This window comes from Colwellia psychrerythraea (assembly GCF_000764225.1).
GTDB lineage: Bacteria > Pseudomonadota > Gammaproteobacteria > Enterobacterales > Alteromonadaceae > Colwellia > Colwellia psychrerythraea_D.
This window is the reverse complement of sequence record NZ_JQED01000005.1, coordinates 194,013-214,230: the sequence shown is the minus strand read 5'-3', so window position 1 is coordinate 214,230 and position 20,218 is coordinate 194,013. Positions and strand designations below refer to the sequence as shown.

General features: G+C 38.8%; 15 protein-coding genes. 6 read left to right on the top strand and 9 right to left on the bottom strand.

The window, feature by feature from the left end; all coding sequences use genetic code 11:
- Positions 1-247: 247 nt before the first annotated feature.
- The gene (puuR, locus tag ND2E_RS18150) at positions 248-790 is read right to left on the bottom strand and encodes an HTH-type transcriptional regulator PuuR (RefSeq protein ID WP_033092389.1); all 543 of its coding nucleotides are present in this window, start codon (positions 788-790) and stop codon (positions 248-250) included.
- Between the two features lie 77 nt (positions 791-867).
- Entirely contained in the window at positions 868-1,638 is a 771-nt protein-coding gene (locus ND2E_RS18155; RefSeq protein ID WP_223303522.1) for a gamma-glutamyl-gamma-aminobutyrate hydrolase family protein, read from the bottom strand.
- A gap of 249 nt (positions 1,639-1,887) precedes the next feature.
- Here ND2E_RS18155 and ND2E_RS18160 point away from each other — a divergent pair, with 249 nt between their 5' ends.
- Positions 1,888-3,258 (top strand): glutamine synthetase family protein, encoded by a 1,371-nt coding sequence (locus tag ND2E_RS18160; protein WP_052056223.1) that lies wholly within the window; start codon positions 1,888-1,890, stop codon positions 3,256-3,258.
- A gap of 38 nt (positions 3,259-3,296) precedes the next feature.
- Positions 3,297-4,580, top strand: a complete 1,284-nt coding sequence (locus ND2E_RS18165) for an NAD(P)/FAD-dependent oxidoreductase (protein WP_033092388.1) — start codon at positions 3,297-3,299, stop codon at positions 4,578-4,580.
- Positions 4,581-4,674: 94 nt separating this feature from the next.
- On the opposite strand, the gene ND2E_RS18170 is transcribed toward ND2E_RS18165, so the two are convergent.
- From ND2E_RS18170 to ND2E_RS18195, 6 genes are all read right to left on the bottom strand, one after another.
- Complete coding sequence (locus ND2E_RS18170) at positions 4,675-6,780, bottom strand: methyl-accepting chemotaxis protein (RefSeq protein ID WP_033092387.1); 2,106 nt, start codon at positions 6,778-6,780, stop codon at positions 4,675-4,677.
- Positions 6,781-6,862: 82 nt separating this feature from the next.
- Positions 6,863-7,666 (bottom strand): ABC transporter permease subunit, encoded by an 804-nt coding sequence (locus ND2E_RS18175; RefSeq protein WP_033092386.1) that lies wholly within the window; start codon positions 7,664-7,666, stop codon positions 6,863-6,865.
- Positions 7,666-8,619: an ABC transporter permease subunit gene (locus ND2E_RS18180; protein WP_033092385.1), complete on the bottom strand. Its 954-nt coding sequence runs from the start codon at positions 8,617-8,619 to the stop codon at positions 7,666-7,668. Before ND2E_RS18180 ends, ND2E_RS18175 begins: the two co-directional genes overlap by 1 nt.
- Positions 8,616-9,746 carry an ABC transporter ATP-binding protein gene (locus tag ND2E_RS18185; protein ID WP_033092384.1) on the bottom strand — a complete coding sequence of 377 codons (1,131 nt, stop codon included), beginning with the start codon at positions 9,744-9,746 and terminating at the stop codon, positions 8,616-8,618. The genes ND2E_RS18180 and ND2E_RS18185 overlap by 4 nt, the downstream gene beginning before the upstream one ends.
- A 183-nt stretch (positions 9,747-9,929) precedes the next feature.
- Positions 9,930-11,015 carry a polyamine ABC transporter substrate-binding protein gene (locus ND2E_RS18190; RefSeq protein WP_033092383.1) on the bottom strand — a complete coding sequence of 362 codons (1,086 nt, stop codon included), beginning with the start codon at positions 11,013-11,015 and terminating at the stop codon, positions 9,930-9,932.
- 504 nt (positions 11,016-11,519) lie between these two features.
- Positions 11,520-12,938 (bottom strand): aldehyde dehydrogenase family protein, encoded by a 1,419-nt coding sequence (locus tag ND2E_RS18195; protein ID WP_033092382.1) that lies wholly within the window; start codon positions 12,936-12,938, stop codon positions 11,520-11,522.
- 739 nt (positions 12,939-13,677) lie between these two features.
- Here ND2E_RS18195 and ND2E_RS18200 point away from each other — a divergent pair.
- Entirely contained in the window at positions 13,678-14,850 is a 1,173-nt protein-coding gene (locus tag ND2E_RS18200) for a CaiB/BaiF CoA transferase family protein (RefSeq protein ID WP_033092381.1), read from the top strand.
- A 58-nt stretch (positions 14,851-14,908) separates the two neighbouring features.
- Positions 14,909-16,093, top strand: a complete 1,185-nt coding sequence (locus tag ND2E_RS18205) for an acyl-CoA dehydrogenase (protein WP_033092380.1) — start codon at positions 14,909-14,911, stop codon at positions 16,091-16,093.
- Positions 16,094-16,237: 144 nt separating this feature from the next.
- Here the strand turns inward: ND2E_RS18205 and ND2E_RS18210 are convergent, their stop codons facing one another.
- On the bottom strand, positions 16,238-17,161 hold the full coding sequence (locus ND2E_RS18210) for a LysR family transcriptional regulator (protein ID WP_033092379.1): 924 nt from the start codon (positions 17,159-17,161) through the stop codon (positions 16,238-16,240).
- Positions 17,162-17,266: 105 nt separating this feature from the next.
- Here ND2E_RS18210 and ND2E_RS18215 point away from each other — a divergent pair, with 105 nt between their 5' ends.
- Positions 17,267-18,751: an NAD-dependent succinate-semialdehyde dehydrogenase gene (locus ND2E_RS18215; RefSeq protein WP_033092378.1), complete on the top strand. Its 1,485-nt coding sequence runs from the start codon at positions 17,267-17,269 to the stop codon at positions 18,749-18,751.
- A 103-nt stretch (positions 18,752-18,854) separates the two neighbouring features.
- The gene (gene gabT / locus ND2E_RS18220) at positions 18,855-20,141 is read left to right on the top strand and encodes a 4-aminobutyrate--2-oxoglutarate transaminase (RefSeq protein WP_033092377.1); all 1,287 of its coding nucleotides are present in this window, start codon (positions 18,855-18,857) and stop codon (positions 20,139-20,141) included.
- The last annotated feature ends 77 nt before the right edge of the window (positions 20,142-20,218 follow it).

Here is a 20,218-nt window from a genome sequence, read left to right as displayed (position 1 = left end):
TTAATTAACCCCCATATGGGTGCTAAAAAATAAATAACAGCTCGCTTTAAAGGCCATACCCGCTCTACTTGAAGATGCTCGTTTCAGCAAGTCAGAGCGATTCATAATTAAGGCACATTTTTTATTAAGGGTTATTCCCTTAAAAAGAAATGTAACGCAGAGTATGATTTGCCAAGCCTTCCCTAAAGGCGTTTCTAATTCCAGCTGAATCATGCATCTTCAAGTGGAACGGGTATACCTAGTTACGCTAAAAAGATGGTGGCGTATGCGCACTAATAATTTTACAAACCTTTTTCGATGTGTTTTTAAACTTATGCGGTAAATTTGTCGAAAATTTGTAACTATCACCTTTAGTTAGTTTAAAACTACGTCCTGCCACTGTTATCTCAATACTTCCTTCGATTACCGTACCTGCTTCCTCACCGATGTGAGTGATCATATCTTTGCCAGTACTTGAACCGGGTTGATAACGTTCAATCAAAAAGGCAAGCTTAGAGTCGGGTTGGTTTGAGCCAACTAACTGTAGTTCGACGCCATCACTGCCAACATCAACTAAAGTGTCTTTTTTAAAGACTACTTGAGATTCAGTTGGAATTTCTAAGGTGAAAAACTCAGTAACCGTTAAGGAAACACCTTCTAAAATTTTCTTTAAAGAGCTTATTGATGGGCTTACAGCATCTCTTTCTATCATTGAAATCGTGCTATTTGTTAAACCAACGCGTTTTGCTAATTCACGTTGTGAAAGCCCATACATCTCTCTAACTTCTTTTAATCTTTTGCCTACGTCCATAATTACCCTTAATAAACTAACTACACTGACAGGCAGTACCTGTTTTGAAAAAGAGTTAGTTTATTACATTAATGGGCTTAACTGTATGCTTCATTTTCTTTGTATTTTCGGCAAGCATCACCAAAGCTTTTAAAAATTTCATTATAAAAAGGGTTTTCAGCTATTTTCCACTCAGGGTGCCACTGTAATCCTAAATAATAACTGGCGTTATCAGCCAATGAAAAAGCTTCAATCAGGCCATCAGGCGCAGTGCCTTCAACTCTTAAAGAGTCTGCTAATTTATCTACGCCTTGACCATGCAATGAATTAACTTGTTGGATTAACTCTCCCTTCATGATCGTAGATAATATGCCAGTTTCAGAAAGATTTAAGTTATGAGACAAACTGTATTGCTCATTCATTGAAAGCGATTTATCTTCTCGGTGCTCTGTCATGTTGTCGAGCTCAAATACTTGCTGGTGTAAGGTGCCGCCAAGGGCAACATTCATTTCTTGAAAACCTCGACAAATACCCAAGACAGGAATTTTTAGCTCTACCGCTTTTTTTAATAAGGTCAAATTGGTGATGTCGCGACTAGGATCTCGGGGCATTTCGACGGCTAATTCAGTACCGCCAAAATGATGTGGCTCCATATTCGAATAACTGCCTGTTAAATATATACCATCTAAATGGGGTAATATTTCTAACATGGCTTCACCAAAACTAGGAATTAATACAGGGATAACATCACTACCGGCCATCAAGGCTCTGATATATTTATCACCAACAACTTGTTGGTGATGAATCCCGTTAAGGCTACTGCAACAGGTAATGCCAACAATAGGTTTCTGACTTTTACTAACCATCATATTCATTCCAAATAAGTACTGTGTCACTTCAATAACTCTAAGGTAAATTAAAAAACAACGAGTTTCAATGAATATTTTTTACAAAAACACAATAAAAAGGTGTTAATGGTGTTTTTTGTAAAAAATATAGCTTAATTATTTGATTTTATCTTGACGTAGCCATTACAATTACTTACTAATAGATAGTGAAGCAAATATTCATCAGTTTGTGGTGGGTAAATTATATGTATCAATTTCGAAGGTAACTTTATGATAAAAGTTGGACAGACAACTGAGGTAGAAAATTTTCTCTCCAATCACCCAGAAGTTGAGGCTATAGATGTCCTCATTTCTGATTTAGTCGGCTTTGCTCGAGGAAAGCGTATTGAAAAAAGTAGTTTAGAAAAAATTTATAGCAGTGGCTTGAATATGCCCGCCACGATATTTTCCATGAACGTACTTGGAGAAACTATTGAAGAGTGTGGGTTAGGACAAGATATTGGCGAACCAGATATGGTTTGCAAGCCCATTGCGAATACACTTCATATGGCCTCTTGGCATGACCGTCCTGTAGCACAAGTCTTAATGAGCATGTTTAACCACGATGGCACGCCTTTTTTTGCCGATCCTCGCAATATATTAAGTAATGTTGTTAGGCAATTAGCCGACATTAACTTATTCCCTGTTGTTGCCGTTGAATTAGAATTTTATTTGTTAGATAAAAATAAAGATAGCAATGGCAACTTGCAAGCACCTATCTCGCCTAAAACGGGCAAAAGAGATGAACATACTCAAGTGTATTCCGTTGATACCATCAATGATTATAGCGCCTTATTAGATGACATTAATCGAGTTTGTATTGAACAGAATGTACCTGCAGATACTGCTGTAGCTGAGTGTGCGCCAGGACAATTTGAAATAAACTTGAAACATGAAGCCGATCCCATTACTGCTTGTGATAATGCGATTTTATTAAAACGTATTATAAAAACAGTTGCTGATAAACATAATTTTGATGCGACTTTTATGGCTAAACCTTACTCAAACGAAGCGGGTAGTGGCATGCATGTACACGCAAGTCTTTTAGATGAGTGTGGTAACAATGTTTTTGCTGATGATAACCATGATTACAATGAAACATTAGAACATGCTATTGGTGGCATGCTTGAGCTAATGCCGGCCTCTATGCCGCTATTATGCCCTAATGTAAATTCATATCGCCGATTTATGCCAGGATATTATGTCGCAATGGCTAAAAACTGGGGCGTAGATAACCGAACTGTCGCACTTCGTCTGCCACGCGGGCCAAAAAATGCTACACGTATAGAACATAGAGTGTCTGGTGCCGATGCCAACCCTTACTTAGTGATGACTGTCATATTAGCCTCTATTCATTACGGTATAACTAATAAAATTAGTCCAATAGCGCCTACTGTTGGCAATGCGTTTGATGATGACTGTGAAGCACTCCCTTTGAAATTAGATAGGGCACTTGAGGTATTAGAAAATGATCAAATACTGACAAGTTATTTAGGTGAAGCATTTACTAAAAACTATCATCTTGTTAAACAAAAAGAGTTAGAGCAATTTGATATGAACATTAGCGAGTTAGAAGTTAAATGGTACTTATCTAATAGTTAAGAAAATAGTTAATAAATTTAAAATTTCAGAGGCAAGTTATGAATCACGTTTCCCACACAGGCTCTTATTATGCGGCAAGTGCAAATGATAAAGTTCAGCGATCGAAGCTGACAGAAGATGTTACCGCTGACATATGCGTTGTTGGTTCGGGTTTTACTGGATTATCTAGCGCATTACATTTAGCTGAAAAAGGCTTCAAAGTGGTCGTTGTTGAAGGCAGTCGCATTGGTTTTGGCGCTTCAGGCCGTAACGGTGGTCAGCTGGTGAACAGCTATAGTCGAGATATGGATTTTATCGAGCGTAATTATGGAGCGCAGGTTAGTAATGAAATGGGTAAAATGGCTTTTGAAGGTAGCCAAATAATTAAACGTTTAATTAATGACTATGATATCAACTGTGATTTAAAGCCGGGGGGAATTTTTGCTGCGTGTAATAACAAACAGTTTGACGAAATGGTGCAAAAGCAAAAGCTTTGGAATAAACATGGTCACCATGAGACAGAGCTATTAAGTTCAAGTGACATTCAAAAACATGTCGGAACTGACCGTTATGTTGGTGGCTTATTAGATAAGTCAGGTGGTCATATTCATCCGCTCAACTTAGCGCTTGGTGAAGCGGCAGCGTTTGAAAAATTAGGTGGTGTTATTTATGAAGATAGCACTGTTACTGACATTGTTCATGGCAAAAAAGCGGTAATCAAAACTGATTCTGGCAGTGTAACGGCTGATTTTGTTGTTGTCGCAGGTAATGCTTATTTAGAAGGTCTTTTACCGAAGCAACAGAAAAAGTCAATGCCGTGTGGCACGCAAATTATTACAACAGAAGTACTGCCAGAAGCGGTGCAACAGCAATTACTACCGACAGATGTTTGTGTTGAAGATTGTAACTATCTACTAGATTACTTCCGTTTATCGGGAGACGGTCGCCTTATTTATGGTGGTGGTACAACGTATGGTGCTAGAGAGCCTTCGGCAATTGAATCTATTATCATTCCCAAGATGTTGAAAACTTTCCCTCAACTTAAAGATGTCAAAATTGATTATGCTTGGACAGGTAACTTCTTGCTTACATTAATGCGCTTGCCACAATTTGGTCGTATTAATGATAATGTGTATTATGCTCAAGGTTATAGTGGTCATGGGGTTACTTCAACGCACTTAGCAGGGAAAGTTATTGCTGATGCAATTACCGGTCAAGCAGAGCGCTTTGATGTGTTTGCAGGCTTGCCGCAATACCCATTTCCTGGTGGCAGATTATTAAGGATGCCTTATATCTCTATGGGCGCTTGGTATTACAATATGAGAGATAAGCTAGGCATTTAATTTCATTTATTTATGCTTGTTATAACTATGAAAATAAAAAAGCTAACAACTTGTTGTTAGCTTTTTTTATGCAGTAAATTTAATTATATGGACATCAAAACTTAAAACGTCCGATAAGCTGTTCTTGATCTTGTCCTGAGACCAGTAACTCTTCACTGACTTTTAACGTCTGCTTTGCACTTTTCGATAGCTCATCAGAGGTAGTATTAATATTTTGTAGGGTACTACTAATGTCTTCTGACACATGACTTTGCTCTTCAGCGGCTGAAGCAATATTCACGGCCATATCGTTCATATTCGCTACTTCTTGCTCAATAACTTCAAAGATAGCTTGTGTCTCTTGCGCTTGTTCAGTACAAACTTCAGCTCTTTTTACGTTTTCACTGATGGTAGCAACCATTTCCTTGGTGGAAACTTGTAGTTCATTAATTACCACCTCAATTTCAAATACAGAGCTAGCCGTTCGACCTGCTAGCGCTCTGACCTCATCAGCAACAACGGCAAAACCACGACCTAGTTCACCCGCTCTTGCGGCTTCGATGGCAGCATTTAACGCCAGTAAATTTGTTTGCTCAGCGACTGATTTAATCACGTTAAGCACATTAACAATATTATCGCTATTGCTTGAAAGTTTAGCGACCTGCCCATTTGAATACTGCATTTGCTCAGTTAGTTTGGTAATGGTACTCGTGGTTTGTTTTAACTTAATAATGCCATTAGAAGCTGCGCCTTTAACTTCTTTAGTGGCATCAGCGGTGGATACGGCATTTTGTGCTACTTCAGTAGAAGTTTGTGACATTTCTTCAGCTGCAGTAGCAACCATTTCAATCATTAATTGCTGATTTGCTAATTGTTTATTAGTGATTGTCGATAACGATTTACCCGTTTCTGAGGCAGAGAAGGTGGTGTTAACGCCTTGAGAAAATTGACTGACAATATTGGCCAGTCCTGCTACAAATTGGTTAAATGACGTTGCTAGCTCACCTGTTTCATCTTTTGATTTAACCTTTATTCGTTGTGTTAAATCGGCATCACCACTGGCTATTTGTTTTAAGGCTGCCGCCACAGAACGTAATGGTATAGTTAATCTTTCTGCCATGAAAAAGGTGAAAATACTACCCATGATTAACACCAGTAAACTCATATAAAATACGCTGGTTAACTGCTTTTCAGTGCCTGTATCTAATACCAACATGGTTTGATTAACTTCATTACTGACATATTGTTTAGGTACTTCAGTATAGATGCTCCACTTTGCAATCTCGCCTAAATGTATGTGTTTTACTAAGGTGTAACTATGAGCATTTTCACTAACGCCCTCAAATAACTCTGCATTAGTAATGATGTCAGAGAACTGAGCGCCTTGGTTTGCACTATTATTGGAATCTGCGATCACTGATTTATCTTCAGATAGGATCAAAACTCGGCTATTACCATCAGCAACGTTAGCAGAGAATGCTTGTGCTTTTGCTTGAATACTGGCTAAAGCAATATCAATTCCGACAACGCCAACGACCTTACCACCGAATTTAATTGGCATCGCGACTGACGTCATTAAAGTATTTTTTCCATCAACTTTGTCAATATAGGGCTCTAATAAACATTTATTTTGTTGTTCAATAGGGCAAATAAACCAAGAGTTATAAGGCTGTCCTGTTGAGTTAGGGCGCGTATCCTTAATCATGTCCTCTGGCATTATCTCTTCAACCGCTTGACCTTGGTCATTAAGGGCCCAATAAACAGCAAATCTCCCTGCTTCGTTTGTCGCAAGGTCGTCTGCACCTCTATTAACTTCATCGGCACCGTCAAGGGCATTGGGAAGAAATACGGCATAAACACCAATGGCCGATTGGTTACTTTCAATCGCACTTTTGATATACATATTTAAAATATGACGAACATCTTCAGCAGATAAAAAAAGTGCGCGAAATTGTTGCCGTAGAAAGGCAATATCATTTGAAAGACGGTTGGCTTCATTAATGACTTGGCTAAAAAACGCTTCATTTCTAGCTGTTTCAGCCTCTGCGGCAATGACCATTGGCGTTAAACTGCTTTCTTTGATTTTAGGTTCAAGGTAGCTAGACAGAGAGCTTGCTGTTTTATCAATAGAGAGTGAGGAGACGATTAGTAATGCGGAAATGGTGATAATAAGGAGTAATAAAGTAGAAAAAATAATTTTTGTTTTTACGGATTTGTTCATGTAGCAGATCCCTTTGAAAATAAAAAAGGTTGTAAAGAAAAACGATACAACCTTAATCTGTAATACTAAAAATGAGCGTTTTTTAGAGGGTATTTTCTTTTTTTCTCATTTGCCACATGGCCGCTACTACACCAATAGCGACAATTAGAATCATAATTGTTGCTAATGCGTTTACTTCAGGTGATACCCCTAACCTTATTTTAGAAAATATAACCATCGGCAGCGTACTGTTACCAGGACCAGAAACGAAGCTTGCAATAACCAAGTCATCCAGTGACATAGTGAACGCCAGTAACCAGCCAGAAATTATCGCGGGAGAAATAATGGGTAAGGTGACTAGAAAAAACAAGCTATGTGGTTTTGCGCCTAAATCCATTGCAGCTTCTTCTAATGAGTCATCCATTTGTGATAATCGAGACTGCACAATCACAGCAACATAAGCCATACAAAAGGTCGTATGAGCAATGATAATTGTGGTGATTCCTCTACCTGCGGGCCAACCTATTAAGTTCTCCAAGGAAACAAACAATAATAAAAGTGATAAACCTGTGATCACTTCAGGCATGATAAGTGGCGCACTTACCCAGCCTGATACGATTAATTTCCCCGGAAATTTGCCCATTCTGCTTAGTACATAACCAGCCAATACGCCAAGAACTACGGCGAGTGTTGCTGTTATAAATGCTACTTTTAAGCTCACCAGTGCCGCATCAATAATTTGTTGGTTACTAAATAACTCAACATACCACTTTATCGACCAGCCACCCCATACCGTTACTAGCTTTGATTTATTAAAGCTATAAATAATTAATGAAAGTATTGGTGCATAAAGAAATATAAAACCAAGTAATGATGAGATTGATAAAAACTTTGAATTTCTAGTCATTATTCTGTCCCTTCTTTTTTGCCATTACGTAAAAACATAATTGGAACCACTAAAATAAGTAGCATCATGGTTGCCACAGCTGAAGCCATTGGCCAATCTCTATTTTGGAAGAACTCATCCCACAGTACTCGTCCAATCATCAAGGTGTCAGATGCACCTAAAAGGGCAGGAATAACAAATTCGCCAACAGCTGGTATGAACACTAATAAACAACCCGCTAAAATCCCCGGCATTGACATAGGTAACGTAATTAAGAAAAAGGTTCTGATTGGTCCCGCACCAAGATCTTTAGCTGCTTCAATCAAACTACCATCGAGTTTTTCTAAGGTGGTATATAAAGGTAATATCATAAAAGGTAAATAGGTGTAGACAATGCCTATGTATACAGCGAAATCGGTTTGTAACATTTGAATGGGTTGGTCAATAATGCCAATACCTTGTAGAAATTCATTGACGATACCGTTCTTTTTAAGAAAGCCCATCCATGCATAGACCCTTAGTAAAAAAGAGGTCCAAAAAGGTAAGATAACCAGTGTTAATAACAATGTGCGCATTGAGCCTGTTTTACTGGCAATATAATAGGCCATGGGAAAGCCAATTATTAAAGTAAAAAAAGTAGAGACAGCAGCGATCTTTACGGAACTCAAATAGGCATCTAAATAAAAAGTGTCTTCAAAAAGGTATAAATAATTGCCCAGCTTTATTTTTATATCAATGATTGCATCGTCTACATTCCAGCCAAACATATCGGTGTAAGGAGGCACTGCAATCGCAGATTCAGCCAATGAAATTTTAAATACTACCAAAAAAGGAATAAAGAAAAATAAGGCTAACCACAAAGAAGGAATAGAAATAACAGAATATCTACCCCAGCGGATTTTTTTTAGTGAACTAAATCGAGTTTTGACTGTGTCATAACGACCTAGCCAAAAAGTACCGGTTACTTTACTCATGATGTTAATACCACGCTGCTGTCGTAATCCCATGAAAGGTAAACGAAATCATCCCATGTAAGTGGGTTACGATTTTCTCTAACAAGATTAGGTAAGGTGACACGAACAATAATACCGCTCTTCAATTTGATCCTAAAAATTGACAGGTTGCCCATATAGGCGATGTCGATGATTTGACCATGCAAGCAGTTATATTCTTGCTCTGGTTTCCTTCTAGAAACTTTCATTTTTTCAGGGCGAATAGCAACCGTTACTTTTTGATTAGGAGCACAGCTGATGCCATGGTTTACATAGAAGTTACAGTCGGCTTCTTTGGATTTTATTTTTACGTGTTCAACTTCATCTTCATAAATTCGGCCCTCAAATAAATTAATTGAGCCAATAAATTCTGCAACAAAACGGCTGCTAGGGTATTCGTAAACATCACGAGGTTCATCTACTTGGGTAATAACGCCATTACCCATAACGCCAATTCGGGTGGCCAGTGTCATGGCTTCTTCTTGGTCATGAGTTACCACAACAAAGGTAACTCCTAATTTATCTTGAATATTGACCAATTCGAATTGAGTTTCTTCTCTAAGCTTTTTATCAAGCGCACCTAAAGGTTCATCAAGTAATAGCAATTTGGGGCGTTTGATCAAAGATCTTGCTAAGGCAACACGTTGTCGTTGTCCGCCAGATAATTGGTCTGGCTTTCTGTCCGCAAATGCTTCTATTTGCATCATAGTTAGCATTTCAGCAACACGTTCTTCAATTTCTTTTTTAGGTACTTTGTCTCGTTTTAAGCCAAAGGCAATATTTTTGGCGACACTCATATGAGGAAATAATGCGTATGATTGAAACATCATATTGATAGGGCGATTCCAAGGCTCTATGTTAGCCATATCTACACCATCGATAAGCACCTGTCCTGTGGTTAGTTCTTCAAAACCGGCTAGTATTCTTAACAGGGTACTCTTCCCTGATCCCGAGCCTCCTAATAAACAAAATAATTCGTTTTCATAGATATCTAATGAAACATTATCTACCGCGGTAAATTCACCGAATTTTTTAGTAACGTTTTTTATTTGAATAAAAGGTTTAGCGCCATCTTGCTTCCAAAGAGGCATAGTTGTTTCTTGAGTCATTCGAGATTCCTAGGGATATTTTCAACAGGATGTATCCTTTTTACCATTCAAACTGGATGTTTCGAGTACAGGAGCTTTTGACGTCCACTGATACATTGCACTTTGAGCGATAATAGGTTTTTTATTGTAGTTATGTTCTTAAGCGTAAGGACAAGCTAATGCCCTTACGACCACTAAGTAAAACTATCTACCTGTTTTGATTTGTGTCCATGCACGCGTTAATTTACGATCGAAGCGAGAGGTATGAGCAAGTTGAGAAAACAATTTTTCTTTTGTTTCACCAACAGGGTATATGCCGACATTAGATTTAATGTCTTCGTTAACAAACTTAGTAGCTGCCTCGTTAGCAACAGCATAATAAACATAGTTAGAAATAGCGGCACCAGTTTCAGCTTTTAAAATGTAGTTAATAAAAGCATATGCTTCTTCTTTATGCGGTGCATCGGCAGGAACTGCCATCATATCAAACCAAGCGATGGTGCCTTCTTTAGGGATCAAATATTCAACTTTAATACCCTGTCCAGCTTCGCTTGCACGGCTATTAGCTTGTAACATGTCGCCGTTGTAACCCAAGGCAACACAAATATCACCATTGGCTAAATCTGCGATCAAACGACTTGAATCGAAATATTTGTAGTGAGGACGTGCCTTTTTAACCATTGATTTGGCTGCGGAAAGATCTTTACTACTTTCTGAATTAGGATCTAAGCCTTTATAGTTTAAAGCGATAGACATTACTTCAGCAGGTGAGTCTAATATACCAATACCACAGTCAGCTAACTTTGCTGCAACTTCAGGTTTAAAGATTAAATCTAAACTATTCAGTTCAATATCACCTAAGCGAGCTTTTACCATGTCAGGGTTAACACCTAGACCAATTGTTCCCCAAGTGTAAGGTACACTGTGCTTGTTGTCTGGATCATGAAGCGCCATTTTACTGGCCATTGCTTTATCAATGTTGTTGTAATTGGAAAGGCTACTTTTATCAATTTTTGTGTAAATTCCAGCTTTTGCTTGGCGTTCTAAGAATGAACCAGTAGGCACTACAACATCATAACCTGAACCACCAGCCATTAACTTGGCTTCTAGTATTTCATTCGAATCATAAACATCGTAATTAACTTTAATACCTGTTTCTTTTTCAAATTGTTTAATTGATGCAGGATCAATATAGTCTGACCAGTTATAGACGTTTACGACTTTTTCTGATGCCGATGCGGCTAGCGAAGCAAGCATTGTTGTAATTAGTAATATACTTTTCTTTTTCATGGTTCATACCCTGTTTTTGTTTGTTATTTACTTATAAAAGCTATTATAAAACTCAGAATGACATTGTTGTGTTAAATATATTCTTCAAATTCTTATTTATAGAAACATAGTCAAGTAAATAAATCAACACCCTTTTAGGGGAAATTTCAGTTCAGAGTAAATATAATTAACACTTAAAGACGAGGGGCTGTTGATCTTTCACAGTTAAAACTGCCTCGTCTTTTTTAAGAGGGTAGAGCGCTTTAATATCGGCGAGTAGCATATAACCTAGGCGAGCTAAGTCATTATTACTCAACAAAGGGTAAAACGCTTTTAGCCGAATTCACAGGACACAGTGTGTTCGACGTTTACAGCATGAGTCACTTTTTTGTGTGATGTTATTTGCAACTAGTTGAGTAACAGTGCAGCAGTATATTGCCCTAGATAATTACATGGTAATGGCTCTGCTTTGTTCTCAATATCCGTTAAATTTCTGCCAAAACAATCTAGCAAGATAAATAGCGCCTAACGACTGGTCGCTTTAATTTCTAAATAATCATCAAAGCCATATACTCCCCACTCACGACCATTTCCAGATTGTTTATAGCCACCAAATGGCGAGGTGTAGTGATGCGAAGCCCAGTTAATCCTTACCATACCAGCCCGCATTTTCCGTGCAACACGACTCGCTTTTTCTTCATCAGGAGTATTAATATAAGCAGCTAAACCATAAGGGGAGTCATTTGCTAGCGTGATCGCTTCTTGTTCATCTGTAAATGGAATGATCACCAAAACAGGGCCAAAGACTTCTTCTTGAGCGATGTTCATTTTATTGTTCACATTAGAAAATACTGTTGGTTTGGTAAAATGGCCAAGTTCAAGGCCTTCAGGTTTACCAAGGCCTCCGGCTGATAAGGTCGCGCCTGAATCTATCGCTTCTTTAATCATGCTTTGCACTTTTTCGAAATGGGCCTTACTCACTAATGGTCCAATATGCTTTCCTGGTTTATCAGCGCTACCGACTTTTATGTCGTTAGCAACACGAGTTGCTATTGCTACGGCTTCATCGTAAACAGATGCCTGCACTAGCATACGTGTTGGCGCATTACATGATTGACCGGTATTCTCCATGCAACCAACAACACCTTTGGATACGACTGCTTCTAAGTCTACATCGTCAAATATAATATTCGGTGATTTCCCCCCTAATTCTAGTGCAACGCGTTTTACTGTATCTGCAGCGGCTTTAGAAATTAATGAACCTGCTCTTGTTGAGCCAGTAAAAGAAACCATATCAATATCTGGATGGGACGATATTGTAGAGCCAACCCCCATTCCATCACCATTAACCAAATTGAACGTTCCAGCGGGATAACCTGCATCATCGACTATTTTTGCGAAAACATGTGCTGATAAAGGCGCAATTTCACTTGGTTTTAAAACCACGGTGCAACCTGTGGCTAATGCAGGAGCAACTTTGCAAACTATCTGGTTAATTGGCCAATTCCATGGTGTGATGAAACCACAAACGCCAATTGGTTCATGCGTGATGGTGGCGTTGCCTGAAATGTGCTCAAATTCAAAATTTTTTAAAGCATCTAGGGCTGTTTGAATATGACCACGGCCACAATCAGCCTGAGCAGCAGTGGCAAAATCAATGGGGGCGCCCATTTCTTGAGAAATGGCCTGCGCCATTTCGTCATACCTATTCATATAGGCAGCCAATAGTTTTTCTAAAAGTGAAATACGTTCTTCTATTGAACTAAAGCCATATTGAATAAATGCGTTTTTAGCTGCACTAACGGCTTTATCAACATCGACACTAGAGCCTAGAGAAATAACACCGACTTGACGCTCATTCGAAGGGTTCTCCACGATAAAATCATTGGCTGTATCTGGAGTTACCCATTGTCCGTTAATATAGAAGTGGCTTAAATTTTTCATAAAGACATTGCCTTTTAGCATATTTTAGGTTGTTTTAGTGTTGGATAAAATAAACAAAAAAGCGCTGAACATCAATAAATATTAATTTTTGTTGTAAATAATACTTCGTTAAGGCTTGAAATGCTTACGTGAAAATTGCTGTGTAAAGGTTAAACTGACCTTTACTCAGTTAATCTAGCTATTTAAGGGGGCAATCATCATCATTCTCACTTTAATAGCATTTAATGGCAGGCCCACTCACGGGAAGCAAAGTTACTTAGACTGGTTAACAGACAAAATATACAAGACGTTTCACATTCATATTTGTGTTGATGATAAGAAAAAGTTATGAAAGTTATATAATTTATATATTATATTTATTGATGTTTTATGGATAGAGTGAAAGCCTAAATTAAACCAATACAAGATATACCCGATACCAATCAAGATGCATATTTTAAAGCGCTTCTTCGATGTGATTAACATAACTTTATACGGCGTTAACTAATCAAATCCTAGAATGATTATGCTTAAATTATTTTCCTTGTCGAAATCAATAACACAGTATAAAGCGTATATAGAAAAGCTCTGTGGGAATATCTGAACAAGCCATGTTCATTATTGTCTCATTTTTTAAGGGGATAACTTTTAATAAAATGAGACGCCTTGATCGTGAATCGTGTAGGCGTTCTGAAACACGCATCTTCAAATTGCTCAGGTATGCATGTAGTAATCATCACTCTTACTTAAGGATTATTTAATGGCAGGGCCACTCAACGGAATTAAAGTACTCGATCTCAGTCGAATTTTAGCTGGCCCATGGGCTACACAGGTACTGGCTGACTATGGTGCGGAAGTTTGGAAGATAGAACGACCTGGTCAGGGTGATGATACTCGCCACTGGGGTCCTCCTTATGTAAAAGATGTCCAAGGTAATGATACAACTGAATCTGCCTATTATGTTGCTGCAAATAGAGGCAAAAAATCGATTGAAGTTGATATGACTACTGCTGCTGGCCAAGCAATCATTTATAAGTTAGTACAACAAGCCGATATTGTTGTAGAGAATTATAAGGTTGGCGGACTTAAAAAGTACGGTTTAGATTACGAGAGTATTAAAAATATTCGTAATGATGTTATATATTGCTCGATTACTGGCTTTGGTCAAGATGGGCCTTATGCGAATCGAGCAGGTTACGATGCTATGATCCAAGCAATGGGTGGCTTGATGAGCATTACCGGAGAAAAAGACAATCTGCCTGGTGGTGGACCGCAAAAAGTGGGGGTAGCTACTACGGATTTGATGACGGGAATGTATGCTGTTTCAGGTATTCTAGCGGCACTATATCATCGCACGCAAACCAATGAAGGCCAGCAGATAGATATTGCCTTATTAGATACACAAGTCGCCTGCTTAGCCAATCAAGGCAGTAGTTATTTAGTGAGTGGCGAAGTACCACAAAGGTTAGGCTCGGCTCATCCAAATATTGTTCCATATCAAGCCATGAAAGTACAAGATGGTTATATTCTGTTAGCCGTTGGCAATGATGAGCAATTTAAAAAATGCTGCGCTGTATTAGGTTGTTCAGAGGTTGGTGATAATAGACAGTTTGCAACAAACGCCCTAAGAGTTAAACATCGTGAAACTCTTATTCCAATACTTGAATCTTACTTTATTGAAGGTAAGTTAGATGATTGGTTAACAGCTCTGTCAAAAGTACATGTACCTTGTGGTCCAATTAATTCAATTGATCGTGTGTTTGATAATCCACAAATTAAGCATCGCAATATGGCTTTTGAATTAGCGCATCCCACCGCAGGTAAAGTACCGCAGGTAGCTAACCCAATTAGGTTCTCACAAACACCAATTGATTATAACGCTGCCCCGCCCATATTGGGTCAGCACACTGATGAAATATTAAATCCTAAGTAAACCTAACTAAATCTAAACTTTATTAGCTATAACCCTATATTTATAACGGAGCAATAACATGACAAATTCAGTATTAAACAATTGGGATGACCTACTGCTACTTAACGACCAATTATCAGAAGATGAACGTATGGTGCGCGACATGGCACATACTTTTTGTCAAGAGGAGTTGCAGCCGGGCGTATTAATGGCCAACCGTAACGAAAATTTTGATCCTAACATTATGCGTCAATTTGGCGAGCTTGGCTTATTAGGCGCAACGATTGACGGTTACGGTTGTTCAGGTGTTAACTATGTTAGTTATGGCTTAGTTGCTCGTGAAGTAGAGCGTGTGGACAGTGGTTATAGAAGTGCAATGAGCGTGCAATCTTCACTAGTTATGCATCCTATTAATGCGTACGGTACAACAGAACAAAAAGAAAAATACTTACCAAAACTTGCAACAGGTGAATACATTGGCTGTTTTGGTTTAACTGAGCCAGGTTCAGGCTCTGATCCTTCAAGTATGATTACTCGCGCTAAGAAAGTAGATGGCGGCTATCGTTTAACGGGCTCAAAAATGTGGATCACCAATTCACCAATCGCTGATGTCTTTGTCGTGTGGGCAAAAAATGAAGCCGAAGGAAATCAAATTTGTGGTTTTGTATTAGAAAAAGGCATGGCAGGTTTAACAGCACCAAAAATTGAAGGTAAAATATCGTTACGGACTTCAATTACCGGTGAAATCGTTATGGATAATGTCTTTGTGCCAGAAGAAAACATGTTTCCGGAAGTACGTGGTTTAGCTGGCCCATTTGGTTGCTTAAATATGGCGAGATATGGTATTTCTTGGGGGGCAATAGGCGCTGCTGAATTCTGTTGGCATGCTGCGCGTCAGTATGGGTTAGACCGTATTCAATTTAAACGTCCGCTTGCACAAACACAGTTATTCCAAACTAAACTGGCTAATATGCAAACCGAAATATCGTTAGGTTTACAAGCATCCCTTCGTGTTGGTCGCATTATTGATACCACAAAGTGGGATCCTACTATGATATCAATGGTCAAACGCAACAATTGTGGTAAATCACTTGATATTGCTCGTATGGCGCGTGATATGCACGGCGGCAATGGTATTTCAGATGAATTTCATGTTATTCGTCATATGGTGAATTTAGAAACAGTAAATACCTATGAAGGTACGTACGATGTACATGGTTTAATTCTGGGTCGTGCACAAACGGGTTTGCAAGCATTTTGTTAATTCAAAACTAGTGCTTCAAATGATTGAATACACTCTCATCGCTATTTGTCCATGAGAGTGTTCTATATTCATGGCATTACTTGCTAAAGTCAGTATGAATCACAGTGTTATGATCACCATTATAAAGATGAAATCTTGTGGTTTCTATAACTGAAATACTTGTGAAAAGACGTCAGTTAATAACTCAACTTTTTTGACTTCCCTAGGCGTTTTTTTACTGACTAAAGAGAGTCTAAATTGATAGTGATGACTATTTGGCTTTATTATTCTGATTTCGCCACGGTTTAGTTCGGCTTGTATAAAACTTTGTTGCATAAACCCTATATAACACCCAGATAGTATCATCGCTTTACGCGTATCAAATTGATAAGACTTTGCCGATAAGTTGAGTTTCTCTAATTGCCGTTTACCGGCTAAATCTATATTGATACCAGGATGTATTGCAGCAGCTTCGCCTAACATTTCTTCTGATATTGCAGTATCTACCTGATTAAAAAAGGGGTGTTTTTTGCCGCAACATAAATAAATAGATTCGCTAAATAATGGCTGATATTTCAATCCTTCTATTTGCTGATAACTTGGAAATACACCAATATGGGCCTTATCTTTTAACAAAGACTTTTCTATGTTTGAGATAGAGTCACCATCTAACACTAGATGCAAATTGGGTGAGACAGCATTAATTTTTTGTATCACTTGTGCCATTTTATGCTGTTTGCTTTCATCCAGTTGATCCGCACATAAAATAATTAATTCGCCACTTAATTCACTGCCTAAACTATCAATTAATAAAGAAAAATCATCCATTGTTGCAAACAAGTCAAGCACCGCTTGGTATACCGCTTGACCATCTTCGGTTAAAGAAAAACCACCTCGGCCACGTAAACACAATTTCAATTTCATGCGAGTTTCTAGGTTCGACATGTGCACGCTAATGGTTGAGCGCGTTATGCCTAAAGCATTAGCTGCCGAGGAAAAGCCGCCATGCTCAACCACTGAGATGAATATACGCAGCAAGCGTAAATCATATTCACTTACTGGTTTCGGAATAATTGAGTGTTTATACATGTTTTGTTTACTTCAAACTAAAGGTTTATTGTTTTGTATTTAACCTTAATTAAAACTGGGTTTCAATACTGATATTGTTTATTAAATAACTAGTGAGATAAAACCATGACTGAAGTTACTTGTAATTTAGAAGCGGCGGGCATAAAAGATAGCCAGCTTATTAAACCATTTTCATATATTAATGGCAGCTGGCATAGCAGTGAAACTCAATTTCCGGTAACCAACCCAGCAACGGGTGAAGTGGTTGCTCAGGTGAGTAATGCAGATGTAGCAGAAACTGAATTGGCTGTTACAGCTGCCAAAGATGCATTAAAAATGTGGTCAGCTAAATCTGCCAATGAACGTGCTGCCTTGCTACGTAATTGGTTTAATTTAGTAATGGAAAATCAAGATGACCTTGGACGTATTTTAACGTTAGAGCAAGGTAAGCCACTGACTGAAGCTAAAGGCGAAATTGCCTATGGTGCTGCCTTTTTAGAATGGTTTGCTGAAGAAGGCAAGCGTGTTTATGGCGATACTATCCCTGCGCTTTCCAGCGATAAAAAAATTGTTGTTATCAAGCAACCTGTTGGCGTAGTGGCTTCTATAACACCATGGAACTTCCCTAATGCGATGATCGCCCGTAAAGCAGCAGCGGCATTAGCAGCAGGTTGTACTTTTGTTGTTAGACCATCTGAATCAACACCGTTATCGGCCTTAGCAATGGCTGAGTTAGCGGAACGGGCAGGCATTCCTGCAGGTGTCTTTAACGTTGTTGTCGGCAGTAACTCTCGCGGAATGGGACAAGTATTAACGCAACATCCTGATGTTGCAAAGTTTACTTTCACTGGTTCGACGGGAGTAGGTAAATTATTGTTGACTCAATGTGCGACAACGGTGAAAAAAGTATCAATGGAATTAGGCGGTAATGCACCTTTTATTGTATTTGATGATGCAGATATTGATGCAGCAGTACAAGGTGCAATCATTTCTAAATACCGTAATGCTGGTCAAACGTGCGTGTGTACAAACCGCATTCTAGTTCAACAAGGGGTATTAGAAGAATTTACTGAAAAATTCAAAAATGCTGTGGCTGAATTGCGCATGGGTGATGGTCTAGCAGATGGCGTGAACCTTGGCCCTATGATATCAGACAAAGCAGTTAATGATGTGGAAAAATTGGTTGCTGAATCCATCAGTGCGGGTGCAAAAGTCGCCTTTGGTGGACAACGTTCTGACGTTGGTGAGTTGTTCTATCAGCCTACTATTTTAACGGGCGTTACCAATGATATGCCAATTGCAGCCAATGAAATATTTGGTCCGGTATCACCAGTGATTGCCTTTGAAACAGAAGAAGAAGCGATTGCACTTGCCAACGATACGGAATATGGCCTAGCAGCATATTTCTATTCTCGCGATATAGGCACAGTTTGGCGAGTAGCCGAAGGTCTTGAGTTTGGCATGGTAGGCATTAATGAAGGCATTATTTCTAACGCTGCAGCTCCGTTTGGTGGTGTTAAACAATCAGGTAACGGTCGAGAGGGGTCAAAATACGGCTTAGACGATTACTTAGAAATTAAATACCTATGTATGGGCGGTTTAGATAAATAGCCTAATTTAGGCAATATTAGCCCGATTTATATAATGTTGAGAGAGCAATAAAAGAATGACTTTCTCGCAGTTTACTTAATGAAAAGAATGTAGAGATAATACAATGACAACATCAAATCAAGCATTACAAAACAGAAAGACTAAAGTGATAGCACGCGGCCAAGGCAATATGTACCCAGTATATGTTGAGCGTGCTGAAAATTCAGAGATATGGGATGTAGAAGGTAATCGTTATATTGATTTTGGCGCAGGTATTGCTGTATGTAATACGGGTCATAGCCACCCAAAAGTTGTTGCTGCAGCAAAAGAGCAGTTAGATAAATTTAGCCATACTTGTGTCATGGTTAACCCCTATGAAGTTGCTGTTGAGTTGGCAGAAAAACTAACTGACCTAGCTCCTGGTGATTCTGAGAAAAAAGCCATCTTTGTTTCAACAGGTGCTGAAGCCGTTGAAAACTGCGTGAAAATTGCACGTGCTCATACGGGACGCCGTGGTGTTATTGCCTTTAATGGCGGCTTTCACGGTCGTACCAATTTAGCTATGGCACTAACAGGTAAAATTACACCGTATAAAAATTTATTTGGTCCATTTCCTGGTGACATTTTTCACGCCCCGTTCCCAATTGAATGTCATGACATTACGGTTAAGCAATCGTTAAAAGCCCTTGAAAACTTATTTAAAGTAGATATCGCTCCGAGCGATGTGGCAGCAATTATTGTTGAGCCAGTTCAAGGTGAAGGCGGTTTCTATGCTGCACCTACTGAGTTTTTGCAAGCATTACGTCAACTGTGTGATCAACATGGCATTATGTTAATTGCTGATGAGATCCAAACTGGTTTTGGTCGTACAGGTAAGATGTTTGCTTTTGAACATTCAGGTGTCGAAGCTGATTTAATGACGATGGCAAAAGGTATCGCAGGTGGCTTCCCTATTGCGGCCGTTGTTGGTAAAAGTGAAGTGATGGATGCACCTTTACCTGGTGGATTAGGCGGAACATATGGCGGCTCACCAGTAGCTTGTGCTGCAGCTTTAGCGGTTTTAGATATTATGGAAGAAGAACGTTTAGTAGAACGTTCAGCACATATCGGTGAACAATTTAATCACCGTTTAAACTTGCTAAAAACGGCATTCCCAGAGCTCGTTTTAGATGTTCGTAACCAAGGTTCAATGATTGCTATGGAATTAATCCAAAATGGCGATGCAGAGCAACCAAATACTGAATTAACGCAAGCGCTTATTGCTAATGCAGCCAAAAACGGACTGGTATTACTCGCCTGTGGTTTTTACGGTAATGTTATCCGTTTCTTACCGCCATTAACCATTTCAGATGAAGTGCTAACAGAAGGCTTAGATGCATTTGAAAATATGTTCAAAGAGCTTGCTAAGTAAAGTGTAATTTTTAAAAACGTTTTAAACAGACCGCCCTCATCGGGCGGATAATTTATAATAAAAATTAAAAGGTTATG